The sequence below is a fragment of the Novosphingobium sp. genome (assembly GCF_032093395.1).
GTDB lineage: Bacteria > Pseudomonadota > Alphaproteobacteria > Sphingomonadales > Sphingomonadaceae > Novosphingobium.
The window spans coordinates 1-18,989 of record NZ_DAMDBA010000090.1 but is presented as its reverse complement, the minus strand read 5'-3'; the positions used below and the strand labels follow the sequence as shown (position 1 = coordinate 18,989).

The following is an 18,989-nucleotide window of genomic DNA, read 5'->3' as shown; positions in this document are numbered from 1 at the left end:
GACTCCGGCTTTCGCGGGCAACCAGGCCTTGCAGTCCGACGATGCCGCCAGCGCGATCCATGTCATGCTGGTCGGTGGCCGCGCCGCGTCCACCCATTCGAAGCCGACCGGAGCGGGTATGCCGTCTTTCGCCTGGAAGATGGATGACCGGCAGATCGCCGAGACGCTCGACTATATCCGCAACAGCTGGGGCAATGCCGCAAGGCCTGTCGCCGAAAGCGACGTCGCGCACATGCGCAAGACCCTGGATGCCGCAAGGAACCTGCCGGCCAACTGACCTCTTGTCTTGCACGCGGAAGCGGGCTTTCTTCCCAACGATGGGGCGGGGTCCATTGGTCTTGCATCCTGATGGATGCCTTATGGAATCGACCGATCCGGTGAGAGATCGCCGGAACGGTCGATCGTGTGTGGTAGTGCCTCAGTAGTCCATTGCAACGCTCGACCGGTTGCATTATGGACCGTCGATACGCTATATGGGACGTTCACCACAATGCATGGCATCGGAACTTTAGCGAGTTCGGGAGAGAAGCAAGGACCGGCATGACGATCATGGATCGCAGGACCATTGTGCAGGCAACGTTGCTGCTCCCCCTTCTGCCGGGCGTGGCTCAAGCGCGTGGTGCCGGACGCTACCGCACCTACCACGTTGACGCGCCTTTCCCGATGCCTGCCGTTCGGGTTCCGGATTTCACGGGGGCAGCGCGCTTTTCGATCGCGAGCCTCGGCGCGGTGCCGGGCGATCAGGCCAGGACCGACGCCGCGATGCGCCAGGCAATCCTCGCTGCCCGCTCGGCGGGCGGGGGGACTGTGCTGGTGCCGGCAGGAACCTGGAGAACCGGTCCCATCCATCTGGAAAGCAACGTCAATCTCCATCTCGAAGATGGCGCGACATTGCTGTTTTCCCCGAACCCGCGGGATTATCTTCCACCTGTGCAGACGAGTTGGGAGGGGATCGAGTGCCTCAACTATTCTCCCTTGATCTATGCCTATGGCTGCGAAAACATCGCGATTACGGGCACGGGACGGCTTCAGGCGGAGCTTGACGTCTGGCGCGAATGGTATCGCCGGCCGAAGGCGCATATGGAAGGGCTAGTCGAGCTGTATCAGCTGGCGCGGGCGGCCAGTCCTGTCGCGCAGCGCGACATGACCAAGGGGGCCGCAAATTTGCGGCCGCATTTCATTCAGTTCAATCGCTGCCGCCATGTGCTGATAGAGGGAGTCTCGATCCAGAATAGCCCTTTCTGGACTATCCATCCCTATCTTTGTCGGGATGTGGTGATCCGTCAGGTCCGGATCACGGCCGATGGCCACAATAACGACGGCGTCGACCCTGAAATGAGCCAGAATGTACTGATCGAGGATTGCGTCTTCGACCAGGGCGACGATGCCGTTTCGGTGAAATCGGGGCGTGAAGACGATGCCTGGCGACTGGCTACGCCTTCCCGCAACATCGTCATGCGCAATTGCCTGGTGAAGAACGGCCATCAGCTGATGGCCATCGGCAGCGAGCTTTCGGGCGGGATCGAGAACGTGTTCGTGAATCACTGCCGTGTCGAGCAGGATGCGGGGGCGAAAAGTGCGCTGAACAATCTCCTGTTCGTCAAGACGAACGAACGGCGCGGCGGCTACGTCCGCAACATATACCTCTCCAATGTCAGTTCGAGCGCAATCGTTGGCGGCGTGCTGAGCGTTGATACCGACGTGCTCTATCAATGGCGAACGCTGGTGCCGACCTACCAGCGGAAGCTGACCCCGATCGAAGGACTGCACATCGAGAACGTGACTGCCGCATCGGCGCAGTTTCGGGCAAGGATCAAGGGCGAAACGGAGCTTCCGGTCAGGAACGTGACACTGCGCAATATCAGGGTGGGTACGGTCGCCGCCGAAGCAGTGGAGACGGTCAATGTGCAGGGGTTCTCCGACCGCTGATGTGCCGCTCTGAGGTAGCGTGGTCAATTGCGCACGGGGTTATCCGGCCATGGCGCGATTTTTCCGTTATAGGCATCGCGCATGTCTTCCTCGGTACAGGCAAAGAGCAATCTGCGTTGTTCCTCGGTGATATTCTCCGGCCATTTCAGGCCGTGCTCGGCCGCGAGGGCATAGGCCTTCACCACTGAGGGGCGCTGCGTTACACGTGTGAACCAGTCCAGCAACGACGGGTAGGCGTCGAGGTTGCGGCCCAGCATTTCATGATTTCGCAGCCATGGATAGATCGCGATATCGGCGATCGAGAAACTGTCACCAACGAACTCGCGGTCCTGCAACGCAATGTCGAGAACGGTGTAGAGCCTCGCCAATTCACGGTCGAAGCGGTCAAGGGCGTACTTGTCGATCGACGGCGGAGCATGACGATCGAAATGCGCCCTTTGACCGGAAACGGGTCCAAGCGATGCCATTTGCCAAAACAGCCATGATATCACTTGCGGCCAGTCTGCGGCTTCGAGCGGCGAAGGCGAGGGCAGCTTACCAGCGAGGTATAGGAGAATGGCGCCGGATTCGAAGACGTTGATCGGGCCGGATCGACCGGAAGGGTCTTGATCGACAATTGCTGGGATCTTGGCGTTCGGTGAGATCCGGAGAAATTCAGGTGTGAACTGTTCTCCGGCGAGAGTGCTTACGTGATTGGCTTTGTAGGCGATCGAGAACTCCTCCAGAAAAATAAGGACCTTGATCCCATTGGGGGTGCTCGAAAAATAGAGATCGATCATGGTCTCGTCCATTCTCTGACAATTGCCTCGGCGTCGTCGCCGGAAGTTCCGGTCAGTTCTGCGGAGATGTTTGCTGTATATTTTGAGAAAATTTTTAGAAGGCTGGGGCTTTCAAGATGGAAGAGGCAGGCCAGAAGGTATACGTCCGCGACGCTCAAGGCCGTTCCTGCAAGGAACCGCGTCGCTTCGATATTCTGGAGCAGGAATGTCCATTTGTTCGACTGGGACTGCGCCAATCGTTCAAGAGACGCGCCATCTTCGACTTTTGCGGCAAGCGGCCGTCCGGAGTAATCTATCTCGGTCAAAAGGTAATTGAGCCATTCCGAGATGCGAAGCGTGTGCGCCTGGTCCTGGGGCTTGAACTTGCGAGCCTGGGCCGCCTGATATTGCAGGATGGCGGGAGCCGATCGAAGTTCGATTCCGGGAGTGAGGATCAATCGGGGATCGCAAACGGGCGTGGTTTCCCAGAACGCGGGTATGAGTTCCGCTGCCCGGAAGACGATCGCCGCGGCCTTGCTTCCGCTGTCGGAACCTTGATGAAAGTGCATTATCGTCCTACTCCGACGATGGATCGAAAGTAACGTGCTTGCGTCCCTTCGGTAACGATTGCCTCGGAGACGGCGGGCCGGGCGGATATCCGGTCGAAGTAATCGGCTATGTCCAGCCAGCGTGAAAAATCGCCTATGACGACATCCACGGCCACATGCCAATTCATGAACGCATAGAGATCGACCAGGCTGAATTCGCCAAGGATATAGCCGGTCCGCCTGATGAGGTCGGCGGCCCGATCCAGGCACTCTATCAACCCTGCCTTCCATTGTTCCCGAATGTCGCCTGACAGGCCATAGTGGCTGATGACGTGAATGGCCTTGTGTACGCGCGATGCGATTTCGCTCAGCCATGACAGAAAAACATAGTATTCGCGGCTTCCTTCTGGGGGAGCCAGGCTTTTCCGGGGCGCTGCCTGCGCGATGAACTGGTAGATTGCCGAACCTTCGGTCAGAAGCATGCCATCGTCGCGCAGCAGGGCCGGCACCAGCGCTTTCCGGGAGATTTCCCTGAACGGTCGGTTGTCCCCATATACTGCGCGATAGCCCTTTTCGCGCGCCGCCCGATTGAGCACGGCGATCGGTTCTCCCGAGCGTTCGTCGACGAAGGACACCCGTTGCAGGGAAAAGGGAATAGAGGCTTCTCGCAGCGCCATATGCGGCCCGAAGGAACATGCGCCGGGAATGTAGAACAGTTTTGTCATCGTGCGATCTTTACCGTTTGAGGGGACGGGTAAGGCGGAAGGCCCAGGACGGCCACGGCGCCCAGCGCCAGCAGGAAAAGGGCGGCGCGGCCCAGTTCGGCGTAGCTCCACCCCGCGCTCACCAGCAGAGCCGTTGCCGTGGCCGACAACCCCGTGGCAAAAGTCATGATGGCCAGTTTGATACCTTGTAACCTGCCGAACGAGCGAAGGCCGAAGTAACGCGCCGTGAGTATCGGACTGAGGCAATTCTCCCCGCCGGACCCGAGGCCGAGCAGAAAGGCTCCCGTCAGAGCGATCGAGGGAATGTCATCCGCAAACAGCACCAGGATCAGCCCGGCGGCGGGAAACAGGAAAAACGGCAGCGAAGCTATCGGCCTGCGGGACCGGTCCGCTACCAGGCCTGCACCAAACTGTCCCAGTATCGACGCAAGCAGGAGGACGGAAGTCGCATAGGCGGAAATATCGGCAGGCAGCTTTTGCTCGCCGAATATGAAGACGATGTGCTGTCGAAAAGCCATTACCACAAAGGCGTTGAAAGCCAGGGCCAGAGTAACCAACCAGAATGCCCTTGATCGCAGCCCTTCGCTCAGCGTCGAACCGTCGTTTGCCCCGGTTTCGGTTTCGGCGTTCGTCGGTGCCTGGCGGCCTGATGTCTCACCAGGAAGCAGGACATGCAGTATCGGCAGAGCGACCAGCAGGATGAAGCCGGCGAGTACGAGAAAAGCGGTTCGCCAGCCCCACTGCGCTATCACCGCCTGCACCCCAGGCGCAGCGATAGCGCCCGATAAAGCGCCTGCGCCGCCGATCAGCGCTGCCAGTGCAAGTCCCCGGCGGTTGCCGAACGTGGCGGAAACCGTCTTGAGCAGCGGCATCGTGGCGGCAAGCCCACCTATCCCGCTGAGCAGGAAAAGGAGGCCGATCTGCCAGAGCGAGGCGCCGACGAAGCCGAATGCCAGTGTGCTCAAGCCGTAGACGACGATGGCAGGCAGTACCACGCTGCGGGCGCCGAACCGATCGACCAGAAACCCGCAGACCGAAAGAACGACGGGAACGCTCAGCACCGACAGCGCGAAAGCGCCGGTTATCTTCGCGATCGGCCATGCGAACTCCTGCGACATTGCCTGAAGCACGAACGGAAATGTCGGGGAGTAGAACGCGGCCGGCCCAACCGCAGACCCGATTGCGCAGGCGATGGCCACCCTGGCCTTGCAGGAGGCGGACAAATCGGAGTCCGGTCGGGCACTCCGATCCGGTCGGTCAGAATTTGACATCGAACGTCGCCCCGAAACGCCGCGGCGCGGAAAGAATGCGGTTGAACCGTCCTGCGGTCGGGCCGGACCATGTCGCATTGGCGCCGTCCTCGAGGTTGCGGACGTAGGCCGTCACGTTCCAGCGTGCATTGTCGGGATAATAACCCAGGGTCAAATCCGTGCTGGTCCAGCCCTTGATCTGCGCGCGCGGATCGGCCGAGAGGCTTCCGGCGAAATGGCTACGCAACTGAGACGTCACGCCGGCCTGTATTTCGCCGAGGTTCGCGAGCGGAAAACGCTGCTCATACCCCACTGTCGCAGCCCATTTAGATACGAATGGCACTTCGTAGCCGGACAAGTCATAGCCGGGCGCGCCGTTGCATGTGCCGATCACGCCGCCCGTTACGGAATAGTTCACGCTATCGACGCAGAAGTCCTGGAACTTCGCATCGATGAAGGCCCCGGACAGGCGAAGCGTGCCGTTCTTTCCGACCAGAACGGTGCTATCCAGTTCTACGCCCTTGAACTTTGCCTTTGCTGCATTGACGATATTGGGAACGGAAGGGCGGCGAGTGACCTGGGCCTGATAGTTTTTGTAGTCGTAGTAGTATCCGGAAAGATTGATCTCGACGCGATTGTCGAACAACCTGCTTTTGAGGCCGACCTCATAACTGGTCAGTTCTTCAGGCTGGTAGTAGTTCGGCGTAGTCGCGGATTCGAAGAGTCCTCCGCTGTGAAAGCCGGTCGATACGGTCGCATAGCCGAGAACATGGCTGGCGAGATCGGCATCCACGGATAGCTTGTAGCTCGTGTTTGTGAATTTCACGTGTCCGAACGCAGGTACGACGGTACTCGTGGTCCCCATCGTCTGGGTCTGCGAGCCGGATTGGCTTTTGCGGTCTTCCGTATAGCGAATGCCGGCGGTCAGCCTGAGTGTGTCGAGCAGCGAGTAGGTTCCTTGCGCGAAGCCGGCAATGGAACGGGAAGTCATGTAGGTATCGTTCTCTACGACGAGGGCATAGGGGCCATAAGTCTTGCGATTGACCGGATTGGATATCCCGCCGATGTTCCAGACGGATTCGTCGAACTGATACAGGCCGACCAGCCATTTCAAGGTGCCAGCGTCGTTGCTTTCATTCGTCGAGGACAACCTGATTTCGTTGGTCCACTGATTGGTCGACAGCTTGCCGACCGATAGAGCGGCGGTCTGTCCGAACCGGCTGTCCTGTTTGAATCGCGAGTACGTGCCGATGTAGGTAAGGGCGGCAGGTCCAAGATCCCATACCAGCTTTCCGCTCACGGTCGTAAAATTGTCGTCGCGATGGCCATAGTCGTCCGGGTAGTTGCTGTTGTACCAGGGATCGTCGGCGTCGACGTAGGGATATGCGACGTCTCCCGAGCCCTTGCCGCCCTGGTGCGAATGGCTGCCGGTCAGCAGGATCGAGAAGGTGTCGGTAGGCTGGAAAAGCACTTTCAGACGGCCCGCGAACGAGTTCGCATCTTCGTATTTGCCGATGTAGCCGTCATGGCGGTAGGTCTGGACGGCCGCGCGAACCGCGACAGTGTCGCTGAGAGGAACATTGACGACGCCGTTCACGCCGAGAGTATCGAAGGAGCCCAATTCGATACCGGCGGCACCTTCGAAACGGAATACCGGGTCGTTGCTTACCACATTGATGGCGCCGGCGGTGGCATTACGGCCATAGACCGTACCTTGCGGGCCGCGCAGCACTTCCACGCGGTTGGTATCGAAAAAGATCGAGCGTGAGGACTGGGGACGGGCAATATAGACGTCATCGACACTGAACGCGACTGAAGGGTCGCCCTGAGGCTGCGCATTGATGCTGATGACGCCGCGGATTGCGATGTTCGTCCCACTGCCACGGTCGAAGATCTGGACGCTGGGGATGGCCTTGGAAAGAGAGGCGCTGTCGACGATTCCCATCGCCTTCAGTCCTTCCCCCGAGATCGCCGTCACCGCCACCGGGCTGTGCTGAATGTCTTCGCGGCGCTTCTGGGCAGTGACAACGATGTCGGAGAGCCCCGATCCAGCAGCCTTGGCTTCCGCCGTCGAAGCCGTGCCGATGGCTTCTGGAACGGCCTGCGCCATTGCGGTGGATCCGCTGGCGAAGGTCAGAAAGGCTGCTAATCCCACAGAACTCTTCACTGCCTGAAACCCCAATTTTTGTTCACTTCGCGCTTTCTCTATCAATTTGGTAGACAAAGGGTCCAATCGCTTTAAGGCATGGAGGCATTCTTCTGGGTTATGGCTTCTCGGCAGGCTGCGGGTTGACGACCGTTTGGAAAGAGGCGCGATGTGGAACCGAGGGATAGGGCGATATGAGATGAGGTTATGAGAATTGTTCCCCGTCACCTTCAGGCGGTCCTGGCGGTCGTCGAGCACGGCAGTTTCGGACGTGCGGCCGATGCCTTGGGCATGTCTCAACCGGCACTGTCGAAGAATATCGCCTTATTGGAAAAGCGCATCGGCGCGAAAGTGTTTGATCGGGGCGCGCGAGGCTCGTCGTTGACGGATGCGGGACGAATTATTGCGCGACGAGCCGCCGATCTGGACTCGCTCCTGTTCGGGGTCGAGGAAGAGCTGCGCGGGCACGTGCGCGATCTGGTCGGTCCTTTGAAGGTCGGTGCCACGCCTCCGGTGATGATCGGTCTCGTTCCCGAGGCGATGTCGCGCGCCGCGCAGGCCGTGCCGAACATGATCGCCAGCATAACCGCAGGTCTCGACGTGAATCTCGTCCCCGCCTTGCAGCGGGGCGAGATAGATCTGCTGGTCAGTTCGAACGACGATATCCATGCCGTTCCCCCCGATCTCGTTCACGCCAGGCTTATGGACGAGTACTTTCTGATCGGCGTCGCCCCTCGGCACCGATTGGCGGGCGAGCCGCAGATCCGTATCGAAGACTTGCGAGAGGAGGCCTGGGTGCTGCCCAGCGAGGCCACCATGTCGCATCAGATACTCGATGCCCTGTTCACCGCTGCCGGGGTTCCGTGGCCGGAACGGGCCATTCATACCGATGCGGTCGCGGCGCAGGAACGATTGATCTGCAATGCCAATCGCGTGGCCGTGGTCAGCCGGTTGCAACTGGTGGGGAGGGACTTGCCCTTTCCGGCCATCCCCCTTGCCCATGCGCCTTCGCGGGTGGTCGGAGTGAAGCAGCGCAAGAATGTGGCGCCCTCGCCATTGGCCGAGATCTTCGTCGGCAACCTCCACGATATCGCGGCCGAAATCGACTTGGAAAAGCGCTAGGTTGCGCCCTGGTCTTCGTTGACGGCCACGTCGTTCGCGGGCCTCTGGGTGAGGCCGAACAGGGCCGCGGCCAGCGCGATCGTGGCGGCGACAAGCATGCTGTTCGCCGTGCCGCCGGGAACGTATCCCAAGGGAGAGGCAAGGAACTGGCCGGCAAAGATCGCCATGGACAGATAGGCGAGATTGCGACCGCGCAAGTGAACCGGGCTACGCTCTACCGTCATATGGTTCACCAGCGGGATCGACAATCCAAATCCCGCTCCGAGCGATATTCCGCCAAGAACGAACGGCGCCAGCCCTTTCGCGGTCGCAAAGCAGATATATGCGGCTGCATAGGCGACGAAGGCCATCATCAATGTGCGGCGGTCTCCGATACGAGCCGTGATTTTCGCCAGGATGCCTGCGAAACCCACCGCAACGAGCGAGACAAAGGAAAGAAAGTAGCCGGTTTGGGATTCGGACAGTCCGGCCAGCTCCGGTTTCGTCAGGCGAAAAGGCAAGAGGATGACCGCCGCGAAGAATACCACCATCGAGCACAAGGCGGCCAGGAACACCGGCTTCAGGGAACTGCTGCCGACCGTGCCGACGCAGTGGTGCTGTTCGGGAGCGCTTCGGTGCCCCTGCGGAATAAACCAAAAGGTTATGGCGAGAAAGAGTAGGGCAACGGCATAAAGCGAGAAGGGTGCGGCCCAGCCGAATGCGGTGAGCCAGCCTCCCAAGGCCAGGAAGATCACCCCTCCAAGTTCGATGGCCATTCCCTGGCGGGCAATCATGCGCAGGCGCTCTTTGCCCGCAAAGAATTCCGAGATGAGCGCCGTTCCGCCGCACATGACGAGCGCGGTTGCTCCACCGAGCAGCACCCGATCGGCCAGGACGAGCGAAACGCCAGGCAAAAAGACTGCTGCAAGGCCGAGATTACCATATAGCAGCAGGCCGAGGCGCAGCGATCCATGAGGGCCGATAGCATCGATGATGCGCCCGGCGACGGGACCGAACAGAACGACACCGAGGGAAGGGAGCGTGATCAGCCAGCCCGACGCTTTCCCGAGGTTGAGGGCCGAGGCGATACTCGGGAGGCCGGGAACGATGACGTAGCCCACCATGATCGTAAGGCTTGCAACCGAAAGCAAGGTAAGGACGCCAACCGGCGATAGCGGCGTCGTCGCTTTACGAGATTCGTGCGCTTCGTCCATGCTTGCATCCGGATCTAATTACGGTAACGCCGTCTCGTATATATTCGAGAACGAAGTCTCGAAATGGATGATCGATGAATAGCGAACGGAAACCCGCCGGTCGGCCGCGCAATCCGGAAACAGACGGGAAGGTCTTGCAGATTACCCGGCACCTCGTTGCGAGTCGCGGATATGCCGATGTCACTATCGCAGAGATTGCCGTCCAGGCGGGGATCGGGCGACAAACGCTGTACCGCCGCTGGCCGAGCAAGGCCGAAATCGTTCTGGATGCGCTGTTCGAAAGCGCCTCGACAGCGGATCTCGAAAACTACGAACGCCTTGAGCCCTCGCTTGTGGAATTCCTGACGCGGTTGTTTCGACATCTGGAACGCGATGGAGCCGCCCTTCGCAACCTGATTGCCTCAGCGCAATCCGATGCGGGGTTCCTGAAGCACTTCCGCGAGCGTTTCGCCAAGCCGAGAGAAACCGCCATGCGTTCCATCCTGGATCGCGCCATCGAGAGTGGCGAACTTCCCGCCGGCACCGACGTGGACACCGCGGTCGATATGCTGCACGGCGCATTCTGGTATCGCCTGCTCCTGGGCGAGCCGCTCGATCGCGCCTGTGCGATCAGATTGGCCCGTGCCATCGTACCTTCGCGCTGAAGGGCCAAAGTCGCCGGGCTATCGCTCGCTGGCGTATTGCGAGATGTATCGCGCGGCCAATCCACGCCGCCGAAGCAATGCCGAAGGGTCGGGATCGCATCCCATGAAAGCGCGAAAGCTCTCTGCGGCGGGTCGGGATGCGCCTCGGGCGAGGATTTCGGCCCGGAAACGCTCGCCTGTCTGCCGGTCGACCGGGCCGTTCCGAAGGAAGGCCTCGAAGGCGTGGGCTGCCAGCACTTCCGCCCACAAGTAGCTGTAATATCCCGCCGCATACCCGCCGGCGAAGATATGCGTGAAGGCGTGGGGGAAGCGATGCCAGGCCGGCGGGCGGGACACGCTTACATCGTCACGCACGCCTTCCAGCACCTCCATCGGATCGACCGGGTGGGTGGCGAGGTGAAGCTGCATGTCGAACAGGCCGAGTTCCAGTTGCCGGGCCAATGTCATGCCGGATTGGAAATGCCGTGCATTCAGGAGCCGGTCGAACATCTCGTCGGGAAGTGGCGTGCCGGTTTCATGGTGACCCGACATGCTGGCAACGATCTCCCGGTCCCAGGCGAAATCTTCCATGACCTGGCTGGGCAGTTCGACAGCGTCCCATTCGAATCCCCGAATTCCGCCGATGTTCGGCCGATCGACTTGCGTGAGTATCTGGTGCAGGCAGTGCCCGGTTTCGTGCAGCAGGGTCTGGATGTCCCAGTGGCTCAGCAAGGCCGGCGCACCGGCGGTGAGCGGTGCGAAATTGCACGTGAGGTAGGCTACCGGGATATTGCCGCGTCCCTCGTCGCAAATCCGAGGCCGCGCGGACGACATCCAGGCGCCGCCTCTTTTTCCGGGGCGGGCGTGCAGGTCGAGATAGATCCCGGCGATCAGCGCTCCATCGGCGTCGAAAATGTCGAGGTATTGCGCCTGCTCGTGCCACAGGGCCACGCCGTCCCGCGTTTTCATGGACAGGGCGAACAGGTCCGTCAGAAGGTTCTGCCATCCCGCAAGCACCCTTTCGATCGGGAAATAGGAACGGATTTCCTGCTCGTCGATGGCATGCGCGTTGCGTCGCAGTCGTTCGCTCGCAAATGCGATGTCCCAGGGCTCCAGGGTGGCCAGATCCAGATGCTCACGCGCGAAAGTGCGCAACGTCTCCATGTCCCGCTCCGCAGCGGGGCGCACGTGTGCGGCGAGGTCGCGCAAAAACACGGTCACGTCGCCCGGAGCATCGACCATCTTGGTCGCCAGCGACCAGTGTGCGGGTGTCGCGAAGCCGAGAAGCGCCGCCAGTTCGCGGCGCAGCGCCAATATTTCGGCAATTCTTGCCGAATTGTCGTATTCGCCTGCGTTCGGCCCCTGGTCGGAAGCGCGTGTGCCCGAAGCCCTGTACAGGCGGGCACGCAGTTCGCGGTTCTCGCAGAACGACATCACGGCGCTGACACTGGGCTGTTGGAGAGTGATGCACCATCCATCGAGACCGCGAAGGCGCGCGGCAGCGGCGAAGCTGGCCTTGTCCGCCTCGGCAATGCCGGTGAGCGCCCGTTCGTCGGTTACGTGTTCGTACCATGCCTGGGTAGCATCGAGGACAGCAGAGCCGAACGCCGTCGAAAGCGCGGAAAGACGTAGCGATATCTCGCGAAAGCGCATGCGCTGCTCATCGGACAGCGTTACGCCGGCAAGGCGGCGATCCCGCAGCGTGCGCTCCACCGCGACTCGGTCCACGGACGGCAGTGATAAGAAGGTTGTCGCTTTGGCGAGGTCTTCGAAGATGGCAAACAGGTCTGGATCCTGATTGGTTTCCACCATGTAGTCGACAAGGAGACTCTGACCTTCAACGAAAGCGGCGCGCAGTTCGGCAGTGTCGGCCACTTCGCGCAAGTGCGACACGGCTGACCATAGCGCGTTGATCGCCGTTTCGGCGCGCTCGAGTGGAATCCAGGCTTGGTCGAAACGGGTGGGGCGTCCCTCCAGGACACGCATCCGCACGGTGCGATGCCGGGATATGGCCAGCTTGAGGGCGGGAATGATCGCCGAGGGCTCCAGGCTATCGAACGGCGGCAGCTCGAAGGCGTCCAGCAGGAGCTCTTGTGCTGCCTCGAAGTCTTGGGAAGTCTGCATGGTCATCCTTCTTGCGCAAGAATGCGCGTAGGCTTGTCAGTGCCCGTGGTAGCGGCGCCGATATGCTGACGCGGATTCACCGACCCGCTTCTTGAACAGGCGGCAGAAGTGCGACAGGCTTGCGAAGCCACTGGAATAGGCGATGTCGGAGATACGGGTCTTGGAGGTGGCAAGTTGATAGGACGCCACGGAAAGACGCACTTCCATCAGCAAGTTGTTGAAGCTGATTCCATAATCCGAGCACGACTTGTGAATTGTCCGCACCGAGCATTTGAGCGCGGTCGCGGCCTCTTGAGGCGAAATGTTCTCACTCTCGACATTTTGGCAAACGAATTGAAGTATCTGACCGATGCGCCCCATTTGCGAGCCCGGAAGCGGTTCCGGCCTCGCCACGTTCAACGCTGTATGCAGGAGCTGCGCCAGGGCGCTCAGGCCCGGCCCTGCATGGTGCGGATGATCGTTCAACGCAAACAGGCTCCGCGCCAGGACATGCGTGGCGGCTGCGGAAAACAGCGTAGCGGGAAAATAGAGATCGTCGATGGAAGACCGGGAGTCGAGGATGTTCTGGAATGCCCACCAACCGGGCACCGTGATGACCATCGCCTCGAACGTCTCGGGCGCCGAAATCTGGAAGGGGGCCCAGTTGCAGACGATCATGATATCGCCCGCGCCGACCATCCGTGTCGATTTCATCTGCGTAACGGTCAGACTTCCGACGCTTGGCAGGAAGATGTGCATCCGCAAGTTGGCGATACTGGCGTCCGTCAGCGGCATGGATCGGAACTGCAGCGATCGTGCCGAAAGAAGATGCAGTTCGGCAAGATCGCGTTGAACCGTGTCTAGCGTCAAGGGGTGACCGGCACCTAAGGTCGAAGCGTTGTCGGACGGTCCGAAAACGCGTTCGAGCGATGGTTCTTCCCTGGCTTCGTCAGCCGCAAAAGCTTCGGTCATAAGATGATGCGCTGCCCGTCGACTTGAAGATGCTGCATGTCCGATCCATGTGCGGTGAACGGCGGCGAGGCATTCACCAGGATGCCCGACATAGCGATATTAAGAGGACTCGCCGGTATTTTGAAGGTGCGCAATTCCTTCGCTCGCCAGAGCGACAAGGTCGCTGCGGGCGGAATCCAGCCAGGCCTGCCGCCGTTCCTCCACTTTCGCCCAGCACACTTCATACTTGGCCGCAAGTTCCAGCGCGCGCGGGGACTCCGATTTATACTTTTCCACCAGGGTGTTGAGCGAGCGGATCAGAACTTCGCGATCCTCGATACCCTGCACTTCGGCGGCGGCCTTTTCGTAGAAGCCGTGGCTCAGGGCATTCGCTTCCAGGGAGACCTCCCCGGTCCACCCGGTTTCCCGATTGGTCTCCTTCATGATAGCGCTGCTCCAGGCCGCTACGGCATCGCTGACCGCATTGGGAATCTGATCGAGATCCCACGCCATCGCCAGGGGTATCTGCAAATAGTCTGCGCTTCGCACGTCGGTTTGCGCATTTCGCGCCAACGAACCGCGCAGGGTGCGCCAGGCCTTGCCTGGAACGGGTTCATGTCGGCTTTTCTCGATCAGATCCACCACCGGCTGGGCAAGGTGCCGTGCCTCTTCCCCCAAGCCTTCTGCGATCGCGACCGCGGAGGCATCCCAGGAATGCACGAACCAACGACGGACAAGGTCTGCCGTGTCGGCGCCCAGCGGCAGGGCGGTCAACAGCGCTGCGACGAAAGCCTGCGCGCTTTCCGGCCGTCGATCGGACGCCAGTTCGCAGACCAGTGCGGTGAAGGCGGGGTGGAACCCGGTGCGTCCGCTTTGGGGATCGTCGCCTTCGATCGCCCTGCGTGGCCATTCCGCCTTTCCGAGCCCCTGCGCATCGAGATCCGCGAGCAGGATAGCGCGGAGACCTTCGTCCGAAAGAAAGGCTCCCTGGCTCACTGAGCCTCTCCCAGATAACGCTCGAACAGAGCCGAAAGGCTGCCCCTTGTCAGGATGCCCGCGGGGCGTTCCTGCTCCTCGCCGTTCTTCATGAGCACGAAAGTAGGCACCGAGCGGACCGTGAACCGTTCCGCCAGATCGCTCTCTTCCTCGATATCGATCTTCACGATCCTGACTTCGCCTTCGTACTCCCTGGCAAGATCTTCCAGCGTCGGCATGATCGCCTTGCAGGGACCGCACCATTTGGCATGGAAATCGAGCAGCACCGGCTGCGTCGCAAGAAGGACTTCCTCTTCGAACGCCGCGGTGGAAAGGTCGGTAATCAGCGTCACTGGATCGTTCCTTCTGTAAGGTCGCGCGTTTGTGAAGCGTGATCGATCGGACCTTGTGCGGCCCGACCATCGGCAAATTCGACCACCGTGTCGTGGTAGGCTTCCGCGGTTGCGCGATGTGCGATCGATATAACGGCGGTGTCGGGCAGTTGCTCGGCAAGCAGCGTGTAAAAGTTTGCCTCAGAGTGCAGATCGAGCGCGCTGGTCGCCTCGTCTACGAACAGGAAGTCCGGTGCATTTATGATAGCGCGCGCTGCGGCGATGCGTTGTTGTTCGCCGGGTGAGAGGGTGCGGCGCCAGGGCGCGAACTCATGGATGCGGGGCGCCAGTCTTTCGAGGCCCAACCTTTCCAGCAGGGAGCGATATCGTTCGTCGGATACGGACGAGGGGTCGGCCGGATAGGCCATCAGGCTCGCCAGGGTGCCGTCGGGCATATAGCTGCGCTGGGGCATGAAATGGACCTTGGCAGTCTCGGGCGTGGTGATAGTTCCCTGCCCGTGCTGCCACAGACCGGCAAGCGCGCGCAGGAATGTGCTTTTACCTGCGCCAGAGCGCCCTTTTATAAGGACGCGCGCCCCGTGCTCGATGGCAATATCGTCGAGCTTTACCATCGTCTTGCCATCGGGATAGCGAATGGAGAGATCCCTCGTGGCATAGCGATCCTGGGCGGAGGGCAGAAGCGCAATGCCTGCTTCGGGTGCCGGAGCGAAGAGCAGCGTGTCGAAGTAGCGAAGACGCGAAACCGCCGAACGAAGGATCGCCAGTTGGCGGTACGACTGGATTACCACGCCTACCGCACTGAACACGGCAAGCATCGCGGCACTGACGAATTGCATGTCGCCGACCCGCATCCGTCCATCGATCACGAATGGCGCGCAAAGGATGGCCGGCCCCATGATGAACACGAGCGTCGGCACCTGGGTTGCCGCCGTCACGCGCAAGTTCGCGTATGTATAGCGCCGCCAGTTCTCCTTGATGAGGCCGAAGGTACCGTGGAGGCGGGCGCTTTCGAAAACAGCTCCCTTCTGGAATGCGATGGCCTCGCCGTTCTCGCGCACGCCGGCCATCTCTTGACGGAACTGTGCCTCAAGGCCTTGCCGGGTGATTTCCGTCGTGGTCAGCTTCGAGCCCATGAAATGGGTCACGGCCGTCCATAGCAGCGCGAAGCCCACCGTCGCATAGACGAGGTAGCCTTCCAGAACGAAGGGCATTCCCATGCCATGGAGCGGGATCGGCGGAGAGAGCGTCCATAGTTTCCCAGCATAAAGGAACAGCGGGAGCAGCGAGCCGATCAGGCTCGGTACGATCGACAGCATCTCTTCGACGAAGATGAAGACGTCTTCCTGGATACGCTGTTCAGGGTGATCCAGTTCGGCCGTCCGTTCGAGCTTGTAATAGAGCGAGTTGGACAGCCAGCGATCGAGCAGTGATCCGGTCAGCACCGTACGGGCGCGCATGCGCAGGACGTAGCGGACCCAGTCCGCTATCAACGCCGCCACGATAACCAGAGAGAACGTGGCGACGGCGGTGGCCAGCAGCGTGGGAATGACCGCGCCGTTGCGCTCGGCGAGCGCGCTGGTCACCGAAGCCATGGTCATTTGCACGTTGACCGTGGCGAAGCTCACCGCTGCGCCTATGCCCAGCTTAATGGCCAGCAGGATGCCGCCGATCCAGGGATCGGCGGCAAAGTACCTTTTCGCGAGAGCGAAGGCATGTCTGACATCTTGCCAAACGCCAATCCCACGACTTTCGGGGGGCGTCTTTCCCTCGGCGGCCTCTATGTCGGCCGGATCGGCAAGGGAGTGGCTTTCATCGATGGTCATGTGTTCAGAGCCTTGCCATTACGGTGATGCGGAAAGTCCGGGGCGCCTCTATCAGCACCTGGCCGATGCTGCTTGAGGGCTGGTAGTTGCGCCTGTCCAGAATGTTGTTGACGGTGGCATTCACGCTGATTGGGCCGTGCGTGAAGTTCAAACTGCCGTTCACGGTCAGGAGTTCGCGGCCGATCTTGTAGAGGGGCAGCGGGTACGATGCGCCAAGCAGATCCTGGGCGAAGAAGCCGCTATTGTAATTGCCGCCGAAACCGAAGTCGATCGTGTCCTTGCTTTCAAGCTTGAAGGTCTTGATGGCCCAGAGGTTGGCGACATGCCGCGGGGCGGCGATGCCTGGCCGGCCATCGCCTTGCTTCACATCGGTGTAAGTGTAGCCTGCCAGGACTTTCAGCTGCGGCGTGATCGTGCCTGAAAGCGAGATTTCGCCGCCTTTGCCCTTGTATCCGGGGCCGGGAATCCAGAAGGCCGGGTTCTCCGGGTCCTGCAACTGGGAATTGTCGGTCGAGTACTTGAATGCCGAAAGGTTGACGGTGAGTTGATCGTTGAACAGGCCCGACTTCACGCCGACTTCGTATTGCGTGCGCACGGAGGGCGGCAGCACGTCGCCAACCGCGTTGCGGTAATAGCTATCGGTCGCCGAAAATGCATTGCTGTAGCTGAAATAGACCGATGCTGTGTCGAGGACATCGTAGACGACGCCGCCATTGAACAGGGTCTTGGTCTTGTCATAGTCGGACGAGCCTCGGACGAGCTGTCCTTGTGCGTTGCGGCTATAGGGCTTCTGCGTGAAAAAGGTCTGCCTCACCGCAAGCAATGCGTGAAGCCGTCCCAGGGTCAACTGGTCCTGCACGACAAGCCCGTACTGGCGCACCTTGGTCAGCGATCGCGGCGCGTCATCGGGAACAGGCAGAAGATCGAGGGACGGAACGAAGGTCCCGTCCACGAAACCGACATCCTGCGCCACCGCACGGTTGGTGTCGCTATGCATCAGGTCGCCGGCCAGGATCAACTGGTGCTCCACCGGACCGGTCGCGAACTTCGCATAAAGGTCGAGGTATTCGCTGAGCTGCTGGTCCTTCGAGAAATCGGCGGTGTTCAACGTGAAGGTGCCGAGTCCGAAATAGTCGTATGCATAGGGAATCTGGTATTGCATTCCGCGTTCGGCTTCCTGGTACAGGCCCCGATTGCGCAGAGTGAGGCTGAACGCTTCGGAATTGGCGAGATCCAGTTCCAGGCTGTACGAGCCACGCTTCGATTTCACGCGCGTGCCGGTCTCGTCACTCAGGCGGCTGCCGTAATCGCGGAAGCCTTCGTCGGGACTGTAGGAAGAACTGTCCTGATAGGGCGTGCGCTTGTCGTAGTATTGGAAACTGGCATCGAACCGGATTCCGGACGAACGAAAGCCGAGCATGGGGTTGATGACCCGCTGATACGGCCGCTTGCCTCCTTCGGGAAGGTGATCCGCATATTGCGACAGCGCGGCCAAGCGCCAGTACAGGCCCTGATCTGGCAGTATCGCACCGCCGACGTCTGCCGAGGCGATGACTTCCTGGCCCGACCCGATGCCGATGCTCACGTCGCCGCCCTTGCGTCCGGTCGCACGCTTGGGAACGAAGTTGATGACGCCGCCTGAGATGGAACTTCCGGTCAGGATCGATGCAGGCCCTTTCAGAACCTCGATGGCCTCGATATCGGTAATCGGCGGGTTGGAGGCGAGGCGGCTGCCCTGAAGACCGTTGATATAGGTAAGGCCGCCGGTGGTATCGCCCCGCACGATTGCTTCGGCGCGGCCATTGGTGGTGGAGAAAATCACACCCGGAATGTTCCGCAGAGCCTCGTTGACGGCTATCGCGTTCTGGCTTTCCAGCACTTCTTCGGTAACGGAATCGACGGTGCCGGGTGTCTTGCGCAGCGGCGTATCGGTACGGGTCAGGAGACTGGAACTCGTACGGGCAAAGTCTTCTCGCCGGGCGGTGACGACGATGTCGCCCCCGGAGCCGTCTCGGCGCACGATGCGGTAGGCGTTGCGCGGCAATTTCTCCACCACCCAATCCGTTCCCGCGAGCACGGTTTCAAGCGCCTCGGACAGGGTGTGCTGGCCGGAAATGCCTTCCACGCGGGTTGCGGCATCTGCCGCGGTATCGATCCTGATGGCGGCACGCGCCTGCGCGGAGATTTCCCCGATCACCTGGGGCAGGGAACCGCCCGAAACGGCAAAATTGTATACCCGTGCAGCGCTGCTCTCCTGCGCCTGAGCCGGGGCGGCAAGAACGGCAACGGCAGTGACCGTTGACGCCCAGAGGCTCAAAGTATAAAGATTTCTCATAAGGACCCCCACTTTGTCACAGAAATGAAGCCGATCAGGGGTAGTGCAGGAAGCACGATGAGCTAGATCGCGCTTCCGCCGTTGTTCCCCGCATCCGTGGGTTAGAAGGCCTCATTGCAATACAATTGTCTTGCCGCCAAGTGCGGCACAGTTTG

General features: G+C 60.6%; 16 protein-coding genes. 4 read left to right on the top strand and 12 right to left on the bottom strand.

All coding sequences use genetic code 11. The annotated features are described in order from the left end of the window. Positions 1-277: c-type cytochrome (locus RT424_RS21000; RefSeq protein WP_409521561.1), on the top strand; the 277-nt coding region annotated here is incomplete at its 5' end. A 263-nt stretch (positions 278-540) separates the two neighbouring features. After that, complete coding sequence (locus RT424_RS20995) at positions 541-1,929, top strand: glycoside hydrolase family 28 protein (protein WP_313442220.1); 1,389 nt, start codon at positions 541-543, stop codon at positions 1,927-1,929. Positions 1,930-1,952: 23 nt separating this feature from the next. On the opposite strand, the gene RT424_RS20990 is transcribed toward RT424_RS20995, so the two are convergent. The 5 genes from RT424_RS20990 to RT424_RS20970 are packed head-to-tail and all read right to left on the bottom strand — an operon-like array spanning position 1,953 to position 7,614. Continuing rightward, the gene (locus RT424_RS20990; protein ID WP_313442218.1) at positions 1,953-2,708 is read right to left on the bottom strand and encodes a glutathione binding-like protein; all 756 of its coding nucleotides are present in this window, start codon (positions 2,706-2,708) and stop codon (positions 1,953-1,955) included. After that, positions 2,705-3,256: a hypothetical protein gene (locus RT424_RS20985; RefSeq protein ID WP_313442216.1), complete on the bottom strand. Its 552-nt coding sequence runs from the start codon at positions 3,254-3,256 to the stop codon at positions 2,705-2,707. Before RT424_RS20985 ends, RT424_RS20990 begins: the two co-directional genes overlap by 4 nt. Then, the gene (locus RT424_RS20980; RefSeq protein WP_313442215.1) at positions 3,256-3,960 is read right to left on the bottom strand and encodes a hypothetical protein; all 705 of its coding nucleotides are present in this window, start codon (positions 3,958-3,960) and stop codon (positions 3,256-3,258) included. Before RT424_RS20980 ends, RT424_RS20985 begins: the two co-directional genes overlap by 1 nt. Further along, positions 3,957-5,231 (bottom strand): MFS transporter, encoded by a 1,275-nt coding sequence (locus RT424_RS20975; RefSeq protein ID WP_313442213.1) that lies wholly within the window; start codon positions 5,229-5,231, stop codon positions 3,957-3,959. The genes RT424_RS20980 and RT424_RS20975 overlap by 4 nt, the downstream gene beginning before the upstream one ends. Continuing rightward, complete coding sequence (locus RT424_RS20970) at positions 5,218-7,614, bottom strand: TonB-dependent receptor domain-containing protein (RefSeq protein WP_313442211.1); 2,397 nt, start codon at positions 7,612-7,614, stop codon at positions 5,218-5,220. Before RT424_RS20970 ends, RT424_RS20975 begins: the two co-directional genes overlap by 14 nt. Between RT424_RS20970 and RT424_RS20965 the strand changes: the two genes are divergently transcribed. Further along, complete coding sequence (locus tag RT424_RS20965; protein WP_313442209.1) at positions 7,564-8,478, top strand: LysR family transcriptional regulator; 915 nt, start codon at positions 7,564-7,566, stop codon at positions 8,476-8,478. The genes RT424_RS20970 and RT424_RS20965 overlap by 51 nt on opposite strands. Here RT424_RS20965 and RT424_RS20960 read toward each other — a convergent pair. Continuing rightward, positions 8,475-9,671, bottom strand: coding sequence for an MFS transporter (locus RT424_RS20960; RefSeq protein WP_313442207.1), 1,197 nt, complete (start codon positions 9,669-9,671; stop codon positions 8,475-8,477). The genes RT424_RS20965 and RT424_RS20960 overlap by 4 nt on opposite strands. A 74-nt stretch (positions 9,672-9,745) precedes the next feature. Here RT424_RS20960 and RT424_RS20955 point away from each other — a divergent pair, with 74 nt between their 5' ends. Then, positions 9,746-10,315, top strand: coding sequence for a TetR/AcrR family transcriptional regulator (locus RT424_RS20955; protein ID WP_313442205.1), 570 nt, complete (start codon positions 9,746-9,748; stop codon positions 10,313-10,315). Between the two features lie 18 nt (positions 10,316-10,333). On the opposite strand, the gene RT424_RS20950 is transcribed toward RT424_RS20955, so the two are convergent. From RT424_RS20950 to RT424_RS20925, 6 genes are all read right to left on the bottom strand, one after another. Beyond that, complete coding sequence (locus tag RT424_RS20950) at positions 10,334-12,418, bottom strand: M3 family metallopeptidase (RefSeq protein ID WP_313442203.1); 2,085 nt, start codon at positions 12,416-12,418, stop codon at positions 10,334-10,336. Positions 12,419-12,454: 36 nt separating this feature from the next. Further along, positions 12,455-13,369 (bottom strand): helix-turn-helix transcriptional regulator, encoded by a 915-nt coding sequence (locus RT424_RS20945; RefSeq protein ID WP_313442201.1) that lies wholly within the window; start codon positions 13,367-13,369, stop codon positions 12,455-12,457. Between the two features lie 99 nt (positions 13,370-13,468). After that, positions 13,469-14,344: a hypothetical protein gene (locus tag RT424_RS20940; RefSeq protein ID WP_313442199.1), complete on the bottom strand. Its 876-nt coding sequence runs from the start codon at positions 14,342-14,344 to the stop codon at positions 13,469-13,471. Next, on the bottom strand, positions 14,341-14,676 hold the full coding sequence (gene trxA / locus RT424_RS20935) for a thioredoxin (protein WP_313442197.1): 336 nt from the start codon (positions 14,674-14,676) through the stop codon (positions 14,341-14,343). Before trxA ends, RT424_RS20940 begins: the two co-directional genes overlap by 4 nt. Next, the gene (locus RT424_RS20930) at positions 14,673-16,499 is read right to left on the bottom strand and encodes an ABC transporter ATP-binding protein/permease (protein WP_313442195.1); all 1,827 of its coding nucleotides are present in this window, start codon (positions 16,497-16,499) and stop codon (positions 14,673-14,675) included. Before RT424_RS20930 ends, trxA begins: the two co-directional genes overlap by 4 nt. 4 nt (positions 16,500-16,503) lie before the next feature. Beyond that, positions 16,504-18,834, bottom strand: coding sequence for a TonB-dependent receptor (locus RT424_RS20925; RefSeq protein ID WP_313442193.1), 2,331 nt, complete (start codon positions 18,832-18,834; stop codon positions 16,504-16,506). Between the last annotated feature and the right edge of the window lie 155 nt (positions 18,835-18,989).

Coding starts and splice junctions, on each gene's coding strand:
- RT424_RS20995 (WP_313442220.1), top strand. CDS start 541: ATGACGATCATGGATCGCAGGACCATTGTGCAGGCAACGTTGCTGCTC.
- RT424_RS20990 (WP_313442218.1), bottom strand. CDS start 2,708: ATGATCGATCTCTATTTTTCGAGCACCCCCAATGGGATCAAGGTCCTT.
- RT424_RS20985 (WP_313442216.1), bottom strand. CDS start 3,256: ATGCACTTTCATCAAGGTTCCGACAGCGGAAGCAAGGCCGCGGCGATC.
- RT424_RS20980 (WP_313442215.1), bottom strand. CDS start 3,960: ATGACAAAACTGTTCTACATTCCCGGCGCATGTTCCTTCGGGCCGCAT.
- RT424_RS20975 (WP_313442213.1), bottom strand. CDS start 5,231: ATGTCAAATTCTGACCGACCGGATCGGAGTGCCCGACCGGACTCCGAT.
- RT424_RS20965 (WP_313442209.1), top strand. CDS start 7,564: ATGAGAATTGTTCCCCGTCACCTTCAGGCGGTCCTGGCGGTCGTCGAG.
- RT424_RS20960 (WP_313442207.1), bottom strand. CDS start 9,671: ATGGACGAAGCGCACGAATCTCGTAAAGCGACGACGCCGCTATCGCCG.
- RT424_RS20955 (WP_313442205.1), top strand. CDS start 9,746: ATGAATAGCGAACGGAAACCCGCCGGTCGGCCGCGCAATCCGGAAACA.
- RT424_RS20950 (WP_313442203.1), bottom strand. CDS start 12,418: ATGCAGACTTCCCAAGACTTCGAGGCAGCACAAGAGCTCCTGCTGGAC.
- RT424_RS20945 (WP_313442201.1), bottom strand. CDS start 13,369: ATGACCGAAGCTTTTGCGGCTGACGAAGCCAGGGAAGAACCATCGCTC.
- RT424_RS20930 (WP_313442195.1), bottom strand. CDS start 16,499: ATGACCATCGATGAAAGCCACTCCCTTGCCGATCCGGCCGACATAGAG.
- RT424_RS20925 (WP_313442193.1), bottom strand. CDS start 18,834: ATGAGAAATCTTTATACTTTGAGCCTCTGGGCGTCAACGGTCACTGCC.